At 66.8% G+C, this 16,613-nt stretch carries 13 protein-coding genes; 5 read left to right on the top strand and 8 right to left on the bottom strand.

Features of this window, described 5'->3' with window-relative positions; genetic code table 11:
• Nucleotides 1-7: 7 nt before the first annotated feature.
• Together ACRDU5_RS00150 and ACRDU5_RS00145 are read right to left on the bottom strand one after the other, a co-directional pair.
• Nucleotides 8-424: a roadblock/LC7 domain-containing protein gene (locus ACRDU5_RS00150; protein ID WP_526612192.1), complete on the bottom strand. Its 417-nt coding sequence runs from the start codon at nucleotides 422-424 to the stop codon at nucleotides 8-10.
• Nucleotides 421-3,228, bottom strand: a complete 2,808-nt coding sequence (locus ACRDU5_RS00145; protein ID WP_526612191.1) for an ATP-binding protein — start codon at nucleotides 3,226-3,228, stop codon at nucleotides 421-423. Before ACRDU5_RS00145 ends, ACRDU5_RS00150 begins: the two co-directional genes overlap by 4 nt.
• A gap of 246 nt (nucleotides 3,229-3,474) precedes the next feature.
• On the opposite strand from ACRDU5_RS00145, the gene ACRDU5_RS00140 reads away from it, so the two are divergent.
• Nucleotides 3,475-3,939 carry a tRNA (cytidine(34)-2'-O)-methyltransferase gene (locus tag ACRDU5_RS00140; protein ID WP_526612190.1) on the top strand — a complete coding sequence of 155 codons (465 nt, stop codon included), beginning with the start codon at nucleotides 3,475-3,477 and terminating at the stop codon, nucleotides 3,937-3,939.
• Nucleotides 3,940-3,946: 7 nt separating this feature from the next.
• Here ACRDU5_RS00140 and ACRDU5_RS00135 read toward each other — a convergent pair whose 3' ends face one another.
• Nucleotides 3,947-4,417, bottom strand: coding sequence for a nitroreductase family protein (locus ACRDU5_RS00135; RefSeq protein WP_526612189.1), 471 nt, complete (start codon nucleotides 4,415-4,417; stop codon nucleotides 3,947-3,949).
• A 22-nt stretch (nucleotides 4,418-4,439) separates the two neighbouring features.
• Between ACRDU5_RS00135 and ACRDU5_RS00130 the strand changes: the two genes are divergently transcribed.
• The gene (locus ACRDU5_RS00130; RefSeq protein WP_526612188.1) at nucleotides 4,440-4,853 is read left to right on the top strand and encodes a TIGR03667 family PPOX class F420-dependent oxidoreductase; all 414 of its coding nucleotides are present in this window, start codon (nucleotides 4,440-4,442) and stop codon (nucleotides 4,851-4,853) included.
• Here the strand turns inward: ACRDU5_RS00130 and ACRDU5_RS00125 are convergent.
• Complete coding sequence (locus tag ACRDU5_RS00125) at nucleotides 4,850-5,989, bottom strand: MFS transporter (RefSeq protein WP_526612187.1); 1,140 nt, start codon at nucleotides 5,987-5,989, stop codon at nucleotides 4,850-4,852. The genes ACRDU5_RS00130 and ACRDU5_RS00125 overlap by 4 nt on opposite strands.
• 154 nt (nucleotides 5,990-6,143) lie before the next feature.
• Between ACRDU5_RS00125 and ACRDU5_RS00120 the strand changes: the two genes are divergently transcribed.
• On the top strand, nucleotides 6,144-7,679 hold the full coding sequence (locus ACRDU5_RS00120; RefSeq protein WP_526612186.1) for an amino acid permease: 1,536 nt from the start codon (nucleotides 6,144-6,146) through the stop codon (nucleotides 7,677-7,679).
• Between the two features lie 6 nt (nucleotides 7,680-7,685).
• Here ACRDU5_RS00120 and ACRDU5_RS00115 read toward each other — a convergent pair whose 3' ends face one another.
• Entirely contained in the window at nucleotides 7,686-11,030 is a 3,345-nt protein-coding gene (locus ACRDU5_RS00115; RefSeq protein ID WP_526612185.1) for a DNA polymerase III subunit alpha, read from the bottom strand.
• Between the two features lie 107 nt (nucleotides 11,031-11,137).
• On the opposite strand from ACRDU5_RS00115, the gene ACRDU5_RS00110 reads away from it, so the two are divergent.
• Entirely contained in the window at nucleotides 11,138-11,836 is a 699-nt protein-coding gene (locus ACRDU5_RS00110; protein WP_526612184.1) for a DUF899 domain-containing protein, read from the top strand.
• Nucleotides 11,837-11,859: 23 nt separating this feature from the next.
• On the opposite strand, the gene ACRDU5_RS00105 is transcribed toward ACRDU5_RS00110, so the two are convergent.
• The 3 genes from ACRDU5_RS00105 to ACRDU5_RS00095 all read right to left on the bottom strand — a co-directional run bounded on the left by ACRDU5_RS00105 (nucleotide 11,860) and on the right by ACRDU5_RS00095 (nucleotide 15,274).
• A complete protein-coding gene (locus ACRDU5_RS00105) occupies nucleotides 11,860-12,747 on the bottom strand; it encodes a universal stress protein (RefSeq protein WP_526612183.1) in 888 nt (295 codons plus the stop codon).
• Between the two features lie 75 nt (nucleotides 12,748-12,822).
• On the bottom strand, nucleotides 12,823-13,692 hold the full coding sequence (locus ACRDU5_RS00100; RefSeq protein WP_526612182.1) for a MaoC/PaaZ C-terminal domain-containing protein: 870 nt from the start codon (nucleotides 13,690-13,692) through the stop codon (nucleotides 12,823-12,825).
• A gap of 4 nt (nucleotides 13,693-13,696) precedes the next feature.
• Entirely contained in the window at nucleotides 13,697-15,274 is a 1,578-nt protein-coding gene (locus ACRDU5_RS00095; RefSeq protein ID WP_526612244.1) for an FAD-binding oxidoreductase, read from the bottom strand.
• Between the two features lie 59 nt (nucleotides 15,275-15,333).
• Here ACRDU5_RS00095 and ACRDU5_RS00090 point away from each other — a divergent pair, with 59 nt between their 5' ends.
• Nucleotides 15,334-16,587 (top strand): cytochrome P450, encoded by a 1,254-nt coding sequence (locus ACRDU5_RS00090; RefSeq protein ID WP_526612181.1) that lies wholly within the window; start codon nucleotides 15,334-15,336, stop codon nucleotides 16,585-16,587.
• The last annotated feature ends 26 nt before the right edge of the window (nucleotides 16,588-16,613 follow it).

Raw genomic sequence — 16,613 nt, 5'->3', positions numbered from 1 at the left:
CCGGCGCTCACGAGGGTTGGGGTGTTCGTCGGGACGGTTGGACGACGCTGCCGACGCGCTCCACCAGAATCGCCATCTCGTAACCGATCTGGCCGATGTCACAGTTGGTGGTGGCCAGCGTCGCAAGGTTGGAGCCGTCGCCGACCCGCATCAGCAGCAGATAGCCGTTCTCCATCTCGACGACAGACTGCAGCACGTATCCGCCGTTGAAGAGTTGCGCGGCACCGGTCGACAAGCTGGCCAGCCCCGAGGCCACCGCGGCGAGTTGGTCGGCGCGTTCGATGGGCATGTGCTCACTCGAGGCGATCAGCAGGCCGTCCGCGGATACCAGAACCGCATGGGTCACGCCGGATACTTCGCGGGCGAACTTCGAAACCAGCCAGTCGAGCGAATCGCGCTGCGTCGAACTTGGCGGATAGGTCATTCGTTATCTGTTCCTCTGGGTTCTTGGCCGTGCGACCGTGCGGCGTGCACCCCGCCGAAGTGGTTGCTGATGCTCGCGCGGACTGCGTCCGGATCACGTACCGGAACCGCATGCGCGCCGGTATCGGGCTCGGCCGCCGATGCTACCTCGTCGTCGCCGTCGTGGCTTCGGTGCGCCCCGCCGTTGCGGTGACCGCCGTTCCCGGCACCTTGGTGCGCGGGGGCGTCGGCCGCTCCCGGCACCAGCCGGGCACCCGGGTCGCGCACCGGCAGCCCGTGCTCGGTGTGTGACAACACCGGCGCATCCTCCGCGGCGGCGGCCGCCGACCAGCCGTGATCCCACACGGATTCCCAATTCAGATCGCTGCTATTGGCCAGGTCGGTAGGATCGATCAGCCATTCGGACAGCATCTTCTGGTAGATGGCGTCGTCGGCGGGCGTGCCCTTGGCCGGTTCTTCGGGCTCCTGCTGCGGTGGGGCAGGCGGTGGGGCGGGCAGGCCATTGCCCGCCGCCTCGACGCGTGACGCGAAGAAGGCGGAGGTGTCTGTCGGCGCGTAGCTCTCCCGCTCATCCGGCGGCGCGGCCTCTTCCCAAGCCTGGGGCTCGCTGGACTGCGCCGGCATCGAATCGGCCGGCCAATCGACGACGTCCTCATCCTCGACGTCCTCGGCAGCTGGCGGCCCGACCGCGGCGGGAACGCGAGAAATGCCGCTGGCGCCGGGATCGCGCTGGGGCAACAGCGCGGCGGGGATCTCCGCGCGCCCGTTGAGCTCCTCGCCGACCAGATCGTCGCCACCCTCGGCGAACTCGTGAACCTCGTCCAGGGCGAGTGCGGTCGCGATCCCGGAGCGCGCATCGGCAGGGGTGCCATATGGCGGGGAGTCGAACTGATCGTGTCGACCGGCGTGCACGATCAGCTCGGCAGGCACGTAGACCCCGGCCGTGGTACCCGAATTCGGTTCGCCCGCAATGGTGCTGCGCAGCCGAACCACCAGGCCATGCTGCTGGGCGAGCCGCCCGACCACGAACAGGCCCATGTGCCGCGCGGTGTACGGATTCACCTCACCGCCGGACTGCAGCCGCGTGTTGGCGACCCGCAGATCGGATTCGGTCATCCCGAGCCCGATGTCGCTGACCTCGACAACGAGCCCGCCGTTTCCGGTGTGCACGGCCGACACTCGCACCTGCGAGATCGGCGGCGAGTAGCGCAGCGCATTGTCCAGCAGCTCGGCGAGCAGATGCACCAGGTCGCCAGCGACCAACCCGACGATCTCGCTGTCGGGCACCGTTGCGGTGACGACGCGGGTGTAGTCCTCGACCTCGGAGGCCGCGGCGTTGATGATCGCCGAGACGGGCACCGCCTCGGCTTGCTCCCGGGGCACCCTCGCACCCGAGAGCACCAGCAGGTTGGCGCCGTTTCGACGCATCCGCGCCGCCAGATGATCGAGCTTGAACAGGCTCTCCAGCCGCTGCGGGTCCTCCTCATTGCGTTCCAGCCGGTCAATCAGCGACAGCTGCTGGTCGACCAGCGAGCGACTGCGCCGCGACAGCGTTTCGAACATGTCCCCGACCTGCATTTGCAGCCGGGCCTGATCTCCGGCCAGGTAGACGGCCTGTTCGTGCAGCTCGTCGACGGCGTGCGCGACCTGGCCAACCTCCTCGGTGGTGTGCACCGGGATCGGGCGGACCGGACCGGGTTCCTTGCCCGCCCGGACCTGCTCGATTTCTCGTGCCAGGTCGTCGTGGGCAACCCGCAGGGCGCTGTTTCGCAGCACGCGCAGCGGCCGGACCAGCGAGCGTGCCACCAGCGTCACGACCAGCAGGGCCAGCAGCAGCGCACCGAGCGCGATCGCCGAATCGCGGATGGCTTCGGTGCGCGCCACCGACGCTTGGTCCTTGACCGCCGCGGTAACCGCCGGCGCGGTGCGGTCGATCATCTGCGCGGCGATCTGGTCGGTGGCCTGCAGCGACTGGGTCAGATCCGGGTTGTTGACCAGCACGATGGCCGGGTCCGACATGATGGCCGTCCGGCGGACGTACTCGGCCTGCAGTTGCTGGGCCTCCGGCGAGCCGATGCCGAGTACCTGGCTCATCCCGAACAGCGTGGACGGCTCGGTACCGGCGAGGGTGATCATCGACGTACGCAGCTCCGGTTCGGGCAGCTCCGCGCCCAGGTTGACCAGCAGCTGCTCCATCATCATCTGGCCGCGGGCGCCGACGGCGCGGGTCAGGCCCTGCGTCGCGGTGCGGATGCCCTCGTCCTCCACCCGGACCGATCCGGTGATGGCGTCCTCGGATGTGAGCAGGATCGGCGCATAGGCGGTGATCCGGTCGCGCAGGCCGATGGTGTTCGAGGTGACCTTCTCCAACAGCGCCTGGCCGCCGTCGAGCATGCTGGTGACGCCCTTGCGGACGTCCGGCGCGACGTCGGTGTCGGCGAGCCGACGCTGCAGCTCTCTGCGGCTGGCGTCGAATGCGCTGACCGCCGCCTGAGTGTCCCCACCGGTCGACGGGGCCAACATTGCGCCATTGAGGGCGGTCACGTAGCTAACGATCGCGGGCACCATTTCGGCGCGGTCGGCGGCGCGTTGCAGATCGCGGGCTTCGGTAGTGTTCGAGTAGATCCGCAGACCGCCGAAGGCGCCGGCCAGAATCAGCGGCACCAACACGATCGCTATGACCTTCCGGCGAACCGGCCAGTTCTTCAGCGCCCATCTGGATGAACGTTTGGTCGGGGCGGGCGGGGGCGCCTCCGTTTCGGTAACTACCCCGTCGACCAGCTCTTGCTGCGTAAACGTGGTCATCGCCGCCCGGCCGCGCTACCGGCCGCGAGTCCGTATTTGGGTAATGGAGCGTCGTTCATAAGGCTTCCTGCTGATTTCGCCCGAGTTTGGGCGGGCGTTGTACGCCTGGCAATTGGTCGAGTATGCCAGCCACACGCTGCCGTTTCCACAATTCTTACTGAACAGACAGAGTTCACAGCCATCGTCGGGGCCCACTTACCCGGCATTCGAGCAAATATCCAGAAGACGAACTGCGATCATCGTCAAATGTTTCGGCTGATGTTCTTCTCCCCGCGCATCGCACCCAACACCGGTAACGCGATCCGGATGGTCGCCGCGACCGGTTGCGAGTTGCATCTGGTCGAGCCGCTGGGATTCGAGCTGTCCGAACCCCGGCTGCGACGGGCCGGCCTGGACTACCACGACCTCGCGTCGGTCACCGTGCACCAGAGCTTGGCCCACGCGTGGGACGCCATGTCACCGACCAGGGTGCACGCCTTCACCGCGCACGCGACCACATCGTTCGCCGAGGTCTCCTACCAGCCGGGCGATGTGTTGATGTTCGGCCCCGAACCCACCGGCCTGGACGCCGACACGTTGGCCGACCCGCACGTCACCTCGCGGGTGCGCATCCCGATGCTGGCCGGCCGGCGATCCCTGAACCTGTCCAACGCCGCGGCGGTGGCGGTCTACGAGGCCTGGCGGCAACACGGCTTCACCGGGGCGGTGTGAGGCCCGCTCACCAGCTGTCCCAGTGCACGATCTGCTCGACCGGCAGCCGCTTGGCCGGGCGGAAGTCGGTGCCCTTGGTGTAGGCGATCGGGAACAGTCCGGCGGGCGCGCCATCCGGACGGCCCTTCAGACATGGGATCAACATCACCGGCACCTCGTGCAGGTGTTCGTTGAGGTACTTCGCGGAGCTGGTGACGAGCGGCCGCTGATCGTCGCGCATGTCGCCGAACTCGGGCTTGGGCGCATTGAGGTAGGGCGTGGCGTTTTTCCGATAGATGTCGCCCAGCGCCTTCTTCTTGTCGGCGTCCTCGACGAACACCCACTGCCAGCCCTGTGCGTTGGAACCCGTCGGTGCCTGGATCGCCAACTCCAGACATTCGGTGAGCACCTCGCGCGGCACCGGCTTCTCCATATCGAGCCGTTTACGCACCGACCGTGTCGTGGTCAGTACTACATCGACGGACAGATTTAACGTCACCACGCGAGACTACAGTTGAGAAATGACAGCCGAACTGACGCAAGACGTTTCCAGCAGACTCGAATCCGACCACTATGGGTGGCTCACCACCGTCGCCAAATCCGGCCAGCCGGTGCCGCGATTGGTGTGGTTCTACCTCGACGGCACCGACCTGATCGTGTACTCGATGCCGACAGCCGCCAAGATCAGGCACATCGACAACCATCCGCGGGTCAGCCTGAACCTGGACTCCGACGGCAATGGCGCCGGCATCATCGTGGTCGGCGGTAGCGCAGTCGTTGACGACGTCGGCGTCGATCCGCGTGAGGATGGACCGTACTGGAAGAAATACCAGGCCGACGCGGAGCAGTTCGGGCTCACCGAGGCAATCGCCGCCTACAGCACCCGGCTGAGGATCGGCATCGACAAGGTCTGGACCACGCCGACCGAGGCTTAACGGATCGCCTCCTTTGCCGGGGCCGGCCGAAGGGCAACCGCCGACAATCCGATCAGTGCGAACACCACGAACGCCGTCGTCGCGCCCACCGCGTCGATCAGTGCGCCGACCCCGGGTGCTCCCAGCGCCTGACCGGCGGCGATCGTGAAGAACGACAGGCCGACTCCGACAGCCGTGCTGTCCGGGTAGACGCGGACGCTCCACAGCAGGAGAAGCCCCGTCAACCCGATGTACGCCCCGCCGAAGAGGGCCGCCGCCACGATGACCGCGACCGACGCCGACGGAGCCGCCGCCAGCAAGAGCGTTGCCGAAGCCATCGTCACCGTCGCCGTGACCCAGGCGCCGCGCAATCCGATACGCGCGACCGCGTCCCCCGCTAACGCTCCGACGATGCCGGCCGCGCCGATGACGATCCAGGTGAGCGACGAAAGCGTGGCGTCTGCACCGCCGACGGTGGTGATCAGCTCGCGGCCGAACGTCCAGACCGCGACGCTGCCGATACCCATCAAGAACGATGCGGCTAGGAGTCCCAACACGCCTGGGCGCCAAGGCCGTTCAAGGCGTACCCGGCCCCGCTGACTCGACGTAGCCGGCACCGCACGGGCCACCCAGATCGTTACCGCTGCGGACACCATCGCGTACACGCCCCACGCCAGCCGCCAGTGGCCCAACAGGAGGAGCGCGATGGGCGCCGACAGCACCACTCCGATGCCGGTACCGGCGTTGACCACTGTCTGCGCCCGATCCTCCGCGGCCGAGGTGACGAACTGTGCGACGGCTGCGGCCAACGGCGGCGACGCGATCCCGGTACTGCACCCGGCAATCAACACGCCCACGGCGAGAACAAGGTTCGACGGCGTCAATGCAACAATCGACATCCCCACTGTCGCAACGACTCCGGCGGCCACGGCCACCCGCCGTGCACCGATGCGGTCCGTCAGCATCAGGCTGGCGGTTATCGCGGCGCAGTATCCGATGTAGCTCCCGGCACCGATCACCCCGGCGAGGGTGGAAGTCAGGCCGAATGTTTCGGTGAAGACCGGCGCGAACAGCCCGTAGGTGAACCGCGCGAAGCCATAGCAGCACGCGATCAACGCGGCGCCCGCGCAGACGAGAAAGTAGCAGGGGCGTTGCACTTCTTTCAGGTTGACATGCCGAGCGTATTACCTGAAATCCCGACTCTTCGAGCCAACCGTCATGTAACTGCCTGTCCCGCAGGGAAACGCCACCGTCGTGACGAGAGCATCGCTACCATCAGTCCCTACCGGTACCGACCCCTGCGAGGTCATCATGCAGATCGAGGCTCACGACCCGCGCCATCGTCCCGAGGCGGACCTCCAGGACAAGGGGCTCTCGCACAACGCCGTCGGCCTGCTCGGGGGCACGGTCCTCGGCATCTCCTCGGTGGCTCCGGCGTACGCGCTGACCGCCACCATCGGCATCCTCGTCGCGGAGGCAGACACCAAGATGCCGGTGGTGATCATCGCCGGATTCCTTCCGATGTTCTTCGCCGCATACGCCTACCGCGAACTCAACAAGGTCGCACCCGACTGCGGGACGTCATTTACCTGGACCACCAAGGCTTTCGGGCCCTACATCGGTTGGCTCGGAGGATGGGCGGCCGTGCTGGCGACCGTCATCGTGCTGTCCAATCTCGCCGGCGTCGCGGTGCAGTTCTTTTATCAGTTCATTGGTGATCTGACCGGCAGCGACTACATCGAAACGCTCTGGGAGAACCCGGTGATCAATGTGATCACCTGCGTGTGCTTCCTGGCGATCGCCACCGCTGTGGCGTACCGCGGCATCACCACGACCGAGCGCGTGCAGTTCATCCTGGTCGGGTTCCAGATGGTGGTCTTGGTGCTATTCGCCGTCATCGCGCTGGCGAAATCGGGCTCGTCGGACACCGGCATGCCGTTCAGTGTCGACTGGTTCAGCCCCGCCGGCCTGACGATGTCGGCGTTCATCGCGGGGCTGTCCGGTTCGATCTTTGCGTTCTGGGGCTGGGACACCGCCCTCACGGTCAACGAGGAAACCCGGCACGCCGACAAGACGCCGGGCCGGGCCGCGCTGCTATGCGTGCTGTCGATCCTGCTGACCTACCTATTGGTCGCCATCGCGACGCAGATGTACGCCGGAGTAGGCACCGAGGGGCTCGGTCTAGGAAACGAGGAGATCTCCGACAACGTCTTCGGCGCGCTCGCCGAACCTGTGATGGGCGGCATTCTGGACCAGTTCCTGTTTCTCGCCGTGCTGGCCTCGAGCGCGGCCAGCCTGATCACCACGTTCCTGCCGACCTCACGGACGATGCTGGCGATGGGCACCTACCGGGCCTTCCCAGACCGCTTCGCCACCATCCATCCCCGGTACCTGACACCGTCCTACGCGACGATCGCGGCGGGCGTCGGCGCAGCGCTGTTCTACTCGATCCTGACTTTCCTCAGCGAGAGCGTGCTCACCGACACGATCTACTCGCTCGGCATCATGATCTGCTTCTACTACGGCCTGACCGCGTTCGCCTGCATCTGGTACTTCCGCCACGAGCTGTTCGCCAACGTCCGGAGTTTCGTGTTCAAGCTGCTGTTCCCCTTGTTGGGAGGGCTTGGATTGCTCGGGGTCTTCCTGGTCACGCTTCGCGACAGCGCCTCGCCTGACTATGGCAGCGGCGCAAGCATCGCCGGCGTCGGCCTGGTGCTGATCCTGGGTCTCGGACTGATCGTGCTCGGCGTGGTGTTCATGCTGCTGATGCGGGCGCGCCAGCCGGCGTTCTTCCGCGGCGAGACCCTGCGCAAGGACACGCCGGTCCTCGCCGTCGACGAGCCATAACCTGCTTTAGCGGAAGTCCCGACTCCGGGACGCCACCCGCATGTCAAGCTTGCCGATCCGGTCGGCGACGACGGTGACCGCGCCACTGGCGTTCTGCACCTGTCCCCGGATCAGCAGCGCCAACCCCGTCTGCGCCAGCCTGCGGTGCCGAGCCCAAACCCCCGGAGAACACAGGATGTTCACCATTCCGGTCTCGTCCTCGAGGTTGATGAACGTCACCCCCTGCGCGGTCGCCGGCCGCTGCCGGTGCGTCACCGCGCCGGCCACCAACACCCGGGTTCCGTCGGGCACCGACAGCAGTTGGTCGGCAGGGACGACGCCCAACGAGTCCAGGTCGTCGCGCAGGAATTGGGTGGGATAGCTGTCCGGCGAAATGCCGGTCGCCCAGACGTCGGCGGCGGCCAGCTCCAGTTCGGTCATGCCGGGCAGCGCCGGGATGTGCGACGACGACCCCACTCCCGGCAATCGGTCCGGCCGCTGGGTGGCTGCCGCACCGGCGGCCCACAGCCCCTCCCGGCGGGAAATCCCGAAGCAGCCCAGCGCCCCGGCGGTCGCCAGCGCTTCGGTCTGCGGTACGGACAGCTGCAGCCGCCCGGTCAGATCCAGCAGAGAGCCAAACGGCCCGTTGGCTTTTCGGTCTTCGACGATCTGCTCGGCCAGCTCGTCACCGATGTGGCGGACGCTGCCGATGCCCAGCCGCACTTCGGTTCCCGCGTTCTCCAGCGTGGCGTGCGCCAGGCTGGCATCGACGTCCGGCCCGTGCACGGTGACTCCATGCCGACGGGCGTCGGCCACCAGCGACTGAGGAGAATAGAAGCCCATCGGCTGGGCCCGCAACAGCGCGGCGCAGAACGCCGCCGGATGGTGCAGCTTGAACCACGACGAGTAGAACACCAACGACGCGAAGGACAGCGAATGGCTCTCCGGGAAGCCGAAATTGGCGAATGCCTCCAACTTTTCGTAGATCCGGTCGGCCACCTCACCGGTGATGCCGTGCCGCTCGCGCATGCCGTCGTAGAACCGGCCCCGCAGCCGCCGCATCCGCTCCGTCGACCGCTTGGACCCCATCGCGCGACGCAACTGGTCGGCCTCGGCGGCGGTAAAGCCGGCGCAGTCGACCGCGAGCTGCATGAGCTGCTCCTGAAACAGCGGCACGCCCAACGTTTTCCGCAACGCGGGCTCCATCGACGGGTGGTCGTAGACCACCGGGTCCAGGCCATTGCGGCGGCGGATATACGGATGCACCGATCCACCCTGGATCGGGCCGGGCCGGATCAACGCCACCTCGACCACCAGGTCGTAGAACACCCGCGGTTTGAGCCGGGGCAGCGTGGCCATCTGCGCACGGGATTCCACCTGGAACACCCCGACCGAGTCGGCGCGCTGCAGCATCTCGTACACCGCCGGCTCGCTGAGGTCCAATCGGGCCAGATCGACCTCGATCCCCTGGTGTTCGGCGACCAGGTCGATGACGTAGTGCAGCGCCGAGAGCATGCCCAGCCCGAGTAGGTCGAATTTCACCAAACCTATTGCCGCGCAATCGTCTTTGTCCCACTGCAGGACGCTGCGGTTCTCCATCCGCGCCCACTCCACCGGGCACACGTCGGCGATCGGCCGGTCGCAGATCACCATGCCGCCGGAGTGGATACCCATGTGCCGCGGCAGGTTGTGGATCTGCATGGCCAGGTCGATCACCTGCTCCGGGATGTCCTCGACATCGGGTGAGTTGGCCAGCCCGTTCCACCGGCTGATCTGCTTGCTCCAGGCGTCCTGCTGACCCTGGGAGAAGCCCAGTGCCCGGGCCATGTCGCGCACCGCGCTGCGGCCGCGGTAGGTGATCACATTGGCGACCTGGGCGGCGTAGTCGCGGCCATAGCGGTCGTAGACATACTGGATTGCCTTCTCCCGCAGATCGGATTCGATATCGATGTCGATGTCCGGCGGGCCGTCCCGCGCCGGCGACAGGAAGCGCTCGAACAGCAGCTCGTTGGCGATCGGGTCGACGTTGGTGACGCCGAGGGCGTAGCAGACGGCCGAATTTGCCGCCGATCCCCTGCCCTGGGCCAGGATGTTGTTCTTTCGGCAGAATCGGGTGATGTCGTGCACGACCAGGAAGTAGCCCGGAAACGTCAGCTGCTCAATGATGTTCAGCTCATGCTCGATCTGTTGGTAAGCCCGCGGCGCCCGCTCTGGTGGCCCGTACCGGTTGCGCGCGCCCGCCATGACCAGGTGTCTCAGCCAGCTGTCCTCGGTGTGCCCGTCCGGGACATCGAACGGTGGCAGTTGTGGGGCGATCAGTGCCAGCCCGAACGCGCACTGCTCGCCGAGGTCGGCCGCGGCCGTCACCGCCTCCGGACTACGGTGTGCGAACAGCCGCGCCATCTCCTCGCCCGACCGCAGATGCGAACCGCCAAGCGGCGCAAGAAAACCGGCCGCCTCGTCCATCGAATGCCGGGCCCGGATCGCGCCCATGGCCATGGCCAGCCGTCCCCGGGACGGTTCGGCGAAGTGTGCCGCGGTGGAGGCGACGACGCCGACACCGGAATCGCCCCGGCGGCGACAATCGAGACCGAACCGGGGCGCCAGCTCGGCCAGCGCGGCGTTGCGCTCGTCGTCGACGGGATGCCCATGGTGGGTCAGCTCGATGCTGACCCGGTCGCGGCCGAACCGGTCCACCAGATCGGCCAGCGCCTTACCGGCGGCATCCGGTCCGCCGGTGGAAAGCGCCTGGCGCACATGGCCTTTGCGGCAGCCGGTCAGAATGTGCCAGTGCCCGCCTGCCGCCTCGGTCAGTGCGTCGAAGTCGTAGCGCGGCTTGCCTTTCTCGCCGCCGGCCAGATGCGCCGTCGCCAGCTGGCGCGACAGCCGCCGGTATCCCTCCGGCCCGCGGGCCAGCACCAGCAGGTGCGGTCCCGGCGGGTCGGGCTCCTCGGTGCGGACTGCATTGCCCAACGACAGCTCCGCGCCGAACACCGTGGACATGTCCAGTTCCTTGGCGGCCTCGGCGAAGCGCACCACCCCGTAGAGCCCGTCGTGATCGGTCAGCGCGATGGCCCGCAGGTCCAGCCGGGCTGCCTCCTCGACGAGTTCCTCCGGCGTGCTGGCGCCGTCCAGGAAGCTGTACGCCGAATGCGCGTGCAACTCGGCATACCTGAAGGAGTCGATGGCTGAGCCCCTATGTCGCCGACTGGGCGGCTCCGGCGGCTGATAGCTTCCGCGCTTGCGTGACCAGGCCGGGCTGTCGCCGCCGTCCCCAATTTGCTCGTCAATGGGCCACCCGGCACGGCGTGGCTTGCCGGTGAGCACCCGCTCCATTTCCGTCCAGCTCGGCGGTCCGGTATGCCAGCCCATTCAAATCAGGTTAGTCGAACATGCGTTCGACCGCCATCGCGATGATTTCCGCACCTGAATCCGGTCAATACAACTGAACAGATCCACCCGACGCCTCTGGAGGAACCGTGACCGAGCAGACCGCCACCGCCTTACCCCCGGTGGTCGACCACGACACCTGGCGGGCCGCCCTTGACGACCTGCGCCAACGGGAGAAGGCCGCCACCCGCGAACTGGACGCGATTGCCGCCCAGCGCCGCCGCCTGCCCATGGCCGAGATGCCGGACTACACACTGATCGGCAAGGACGGACCCATCCGGCTGGCCGACGTCTTCGACGGCCGCTCACAGCTCATCGTCTACAACCACATGTGGGAGGACGGCGCCGAATGGCAGTGCGGCGGCTGCACGAGTCTCACGTCGCAGTGGACCCGGCTCGGGATTCTCGACAACTACGACGCCCGATTCGTCATCGTCACCAACGGGACCATCGACGAAGCGCTGGCCTACAAGGCCAAGGTCGGCAACAAGATGGACTGGTACTCGTCGTCGGAGAGTTCGTTCGGCGCCGACGTGGGTGCCCCTCCCGGCGCGGGCTTTGCGGTCAACGTGTTCCTGCGCGACGGAGACAAGGTCTACCGCACCTGGCACACCGACGGCCGCGGCACCGAACAGCTCAGCTACACCTTCGCGTTGGTCGACATCCTGCCGTGGGGCCGCCAGGAGGAATGGCAGGACTCCCCCGACGGTTGGCCGTCGAGGCCGACCTACTCCGGTTGGTTGGATTCCCCTGACATCGCCCGGCTGTATGGACCGGCGGCCCAATGACCTCGCAGCAGACCTAGCAGACGCTACGGCAGGTCCTCCGCGCCGAGCCGATCCCTGGGCACCACCATCATCGGAACCTCCAGCACGCGAAGCATCTTGGCCGCCGTCGAACCGAGGAAGAGCCGCTTGGGCGCACTCAGCCGGCTCGACCCGACCATGATCAGGTCGCCGTCGTGCCACTCGAGCTTGCCGACCGCCTCTTCGATGCCTGCGCCCTCGACGACGGCCGATGTCACCGGAAAGCCCTCGGGCAGCGCCTCTTTAGCTGTCTCCACGGTTTGCCGGGCGTGGCCGAGCGCACGCTCCCGAACGGCTTCGTCGTCACCGCGAAGCGAACCGAAGGTCGGATCCAGAGCCACCAGTGACACCAGCCGCAGCGGGGTACCCGCCGCTTTACTGAACCGAACCGCGGTGGCCAGCAACAGATCCGCGCCTTGGCGCCGCCCGATCGCACAAGTCACCTCGCGAACCCGCTCGACCGTCGAATTGCGGGTGCCCCGCGGCGCCACCGCCACGGGAACGGTTGACGAGTGCAGCAGCTCGTTGACCACTGATCCCAGTGAGTAGCTGCCCGCCAGCCCACCTCCCGATCCGCCCACCACGATGGCGTCGGCCTCGAGCCGCGCGGCCTCTCGGATCAGCCCGTCGGCGAACGAGTCGTTGGAACTCACGTGAGAGCGCGCGACCACGTCGTCCGGTACCGCCGCGCGCGCCTCGGTCAGCCATTTCTCCGCCTGCTCGGCGAGAACATCCTCATAACCTTCGGTCGGCACCCGCGCGGGCTGGACTCGGTCGGGCGGCAGGACGATGCAAATCTCCAGCTCGGCGCCGAGCGTTCGGGCCAGCCGGACACCGAGAGCCACTGCATCCGCGCCACCGGTGGTGGCCAGATAGCCGATCATCAACCTCATGACAGGGATCCTGTCAATGCGCGGCGGCTCTTACCGGCGCTTCGCACAAATTGTCACCTGGCCGAATAGACCTGGCTAGTCGGTGTATTCGGCAACGCCGTCCTCGAGCACCAGCCGCGCCTCCGACCCGTCGGGGTTCGCCGCCTCGGTGCGAAACACTGCACGCCCAGGTTCGGTTCGCCAGATCGTCGTGGTGAGTGTCTCGCCCGGAAAAACCGGCGAGGTGAAGCGGGCAGCGATCGCCTGGACCTTCGTCGCGTCACCGCCGCCGAGATCACTCACCAGCGCGCGGCCGGCGACCCCGTAGGTGCACAGCCCGTGCAGGATCGGCTTAGGAAAACCCGCGAGCTCGCGGGCGAACCACGGATCGCTGTGCAGCGGGTTGCGGTCCCCGGACAGTCGGTAGATCAGTGCCTGGTCCTCTCGGGTGGGCAGCGCTACCCGCGCATCGGGCTCACGCTCGGGAATCTCGGGCGCCGCCGGCCGCTGCCCGGGCTGCCCGCCGAAGCCGCCCTCGCCCCGGATGACCGCGGTGGTAAGCGTCTCGGCGACAACCTTTCCGGTGTCCGGGTCGGTACCCGTCGCCTTGAGCATGACGACCGCGTTCTTACCCTCACCCTTGTCCTGGATGTCTGCGACTTCGGCGACCACGCTGAGCTTGCCGGCCGCCGGCAGCGGCGCGAGCAGCCGGATTGCCTGAGATCCGTGCAGCAGCATGGCGAAGTTGAACGTGCCGATCTTGGCGGCCGCGGCGAACGGCAGGCAGGCGATGACCGCGTACGTGGGCAGCACCTGCTGCGGAATGTCGTGACTGTTTTCGGTGGTGAAGGCTAGATCGTCGAGGCCGGCACCGACGCCCAGCGCATAGAGCAGCGTGTCTCGATCGGTCCATTTGAAGAGTTGCGGTTCGGTTTTCGCGCCTACGGCGGTCGGGTCAATCGGCATAGCGTCAGCCTCTCATGTCGACGAGCACACCCGGGTTCATGATCCCTGCCGGGTCGAGAACGGTCTTCGCCGCCCTCAGCACGCCGGCGAACGGCTCCGGCCGTTGCCTGTCGTAGGCGGCCCGGTGATCGCGCCCGACCGCATGGTGGTGGGTGATGGTGCCACCATGGGTCAGGATCGCGTCGGAGACCGCCGCCTTGATTTCGTCCCACTGCTCGACGAGTGCGTCCCAGCGCCCGCCTCCGTAGATGCCGTAGTACGGGGCCGGGCCGTCCGGGTAGACGTGAGTGAACCGGCAGGTGACGATTCCCGTCCCGCAAACCCGCTCGACAGCGTCGCGGGCAGCCTCGCTCACACCGGCGTGCAGGCCTTCGAATTGGCCCCAGGTACAAGCGGTTTCGAACGTCTCAGCGATGACGCTGCGACGGGCCAGCGCGTCGCGCTGGTAGGGCATCCGCAGAAACGACGACCGCCAGTTGGTCGACGCATCGCTTGCGTCGGCGGCGCGTTCGCGTTGAGCGACGACTGTGCCGCGATGTTCGGCGACGATTGCCAGCGCCCGTTCCATCCACGCGTTCACCGGATGATCGGCTGATTCGAAGCCGAGCACCAGCAGTCCGCCAGAAACTGCAGTACCCGCGTTGAGGAACGCTTCGGCCGGATCCAGCAGCCGGCAGTTGGCGGGATACAGACCGGCCTGCGCGATCGCCCGGGTCGCGCCGACCGCGGCCGACCAGTCGTCGAACGTGATCGATGCCGTCGTGTGCCATCGCGGGCGTTCTTGCAGGCGCATCCACGCCTCGGTGATGACGCCCAGCGTGCCCTCGGATCCGAGGAACATCCGGTCCGGCGACGGACCTGCGCCGGACCCCGGCAGCCGTCGCGATTCACTGATACCGGCCGGGGTGACGACCCGCAGGGACTCCGTCAGATCGTCGATGTGCGTATAGAGCGTGGCGAAGTGGCCTCCCGAGCGAGTGGCCAACCATCCACCGAGGGTGGAGAACCCGAACGATTGCGGGAAATGACGCAGCGTGACACCGTGCGGGCGCAACTGGTCCTCCAGCTGCGGGCCGAGCGCGCCGGCCTGGATTCTGGCCGCGCGGCTGGTGGCGTCGACCTCAAGGACAGCGCCCATGCCGGTGAGGTCCATCGTGGCGGCGGGGCCGTCGAATCTCGGTTCGACGCCGCCGACTACCGAACTGCCGCCGCCGTAGGGAATCACCGGAATCGACTCGTTCGTGCACCAGTCCAGGATGTCGATCACGTCCTGCTCGCGGCGGGGTCTGACGATCAGATCCGGTGCGTTGCCGAGGCGTCCGCGCAGGTTGAGAACGACGTCTCGGAATGCCTTGCCGCGAGCGTGGCCGGCGCGGTCGTCCGCATCGGCCGAACACAGCTCGGCCAGCGCGGCAGGCGGCGTGATACGCGACGCCACCAGCCCGAGGTCGCCGGGATGGGGTGGTGTGTGGTCGGTGAAGTCGTGATCGGGGAGCAGCGCGGCGCATCTCGCCGTCAGCTCACGGATCTCGTTCTCCGATAGCGCGTCTTCGACGTTGCCCCATCCCCACCACGATCGCATCATCCACACCTCATTTCGAACAGTTGCGTACTCGAAGTCGCATACTGAACACCTCCACCATGACCGAAGCCAGATTCGACCTCAATGACCCGACGGTCATCGATGATCCGTACCCGTATTACGCGTGGCTTCGCGAGAAGGCGCCGGTCTATCACGCGACCAGTCCGGATCTGTGGATCCTCAGCCGTCACGAGGACGTCGCGATAGCGGTACGGGACGCAAAACACTTCTCCTCGGAACTGATGGCGTATCCGCTCCGCGAAAATCCGTTCAACCCGACACAGCAGATTCCGCACCGGCTGGCGACACTGCTCAATCGCATGCCCATCGTACGGACGTTCTTCCGCACCCTGCTCACCAGCGACCCGCCGCATCACACCCAGCTGCGCCGCAAAGTATCGCGGGCGTTCACTCCCCGACGGATCAGCTCATGGGAACCACGAATCCGCGATATCACGGAACGTCTGATCGACGACATCGCCGCCAAACCTACCGATGAACAGGTCGATCTCGTCTCCGAGTTGGCATCCCCCCTGCCCACGGTCGTCATTGCCGAAATGATGGGCATCCCCGCACATCGGCACGGCGACTTCAAACGGTGGTCGGACAACCTCGTTGACGGACTCCTCACCGGCGGCAATATCACCAAGATGCTGTCCAGCACCGTCCAAATCACGTGGTTCTTCGCCCGAGTCGTACGCCGGCGGCGGCGCCACCCCGGCGACGACCTGATCAGTGTCCTCGTTGGCGGGGAAGCCGATGTCGACAACCTCACGCTTCCCGAATTGATCAATTTCTGCGTCCTGCTGCTGGTCGCCGGAAACGAGACGACCACCAATTTGGTCTCCAGCACGATGCTGGCGATGCTCAACCAACCCGACATCTGGCAGCAGATTGTCGCCGACCCCGGGCTCGCCGCAGCGGCCGTGGAGGAAACACTGCGCTACGACGGGCCCGGCCAGGGTCTGCTGCGGATCGCCATCACCGACGTCACGATCGGCGACGTCACCATCCCGGCCGGAGCGAGGGTGCTACCCCTGATCGCCTCGGCCAACCGCGATCAGCGGCACTGGGACAATCCAGACGAGTTCCGCCTGGACCGAAAGGGCGGCGACCACCTGGCATTCGGCACCGGCATCCACTTCTGCATCGGCAGCGCGCTCGCGCGGATGGAAAGCACCGTCGCAATCGAGACCCTTGCCCGCCGGCTGCCCGATCTGGCAATCGCCGGCGAACCGGTCCGAATCAACAGCCCAGTCCTGCGCGGGCTACGAGCACTGCCCGTCTTACCGAGAAACGACCGGCAGCCGTGACTGTGGACTGGATCACCCGCCATTGA

This window comes from Mycobacterium sp., from assembly GCF_050701515.1.
Lineage (GTDB): Bacteria > Actinomycetota > Actinomycetes > Mycobacteriales > Mycobacteriaceae > Mycobacterium.
This window is presented reverse-complemented; position numbering and strand designations above follow the sequence as displayed.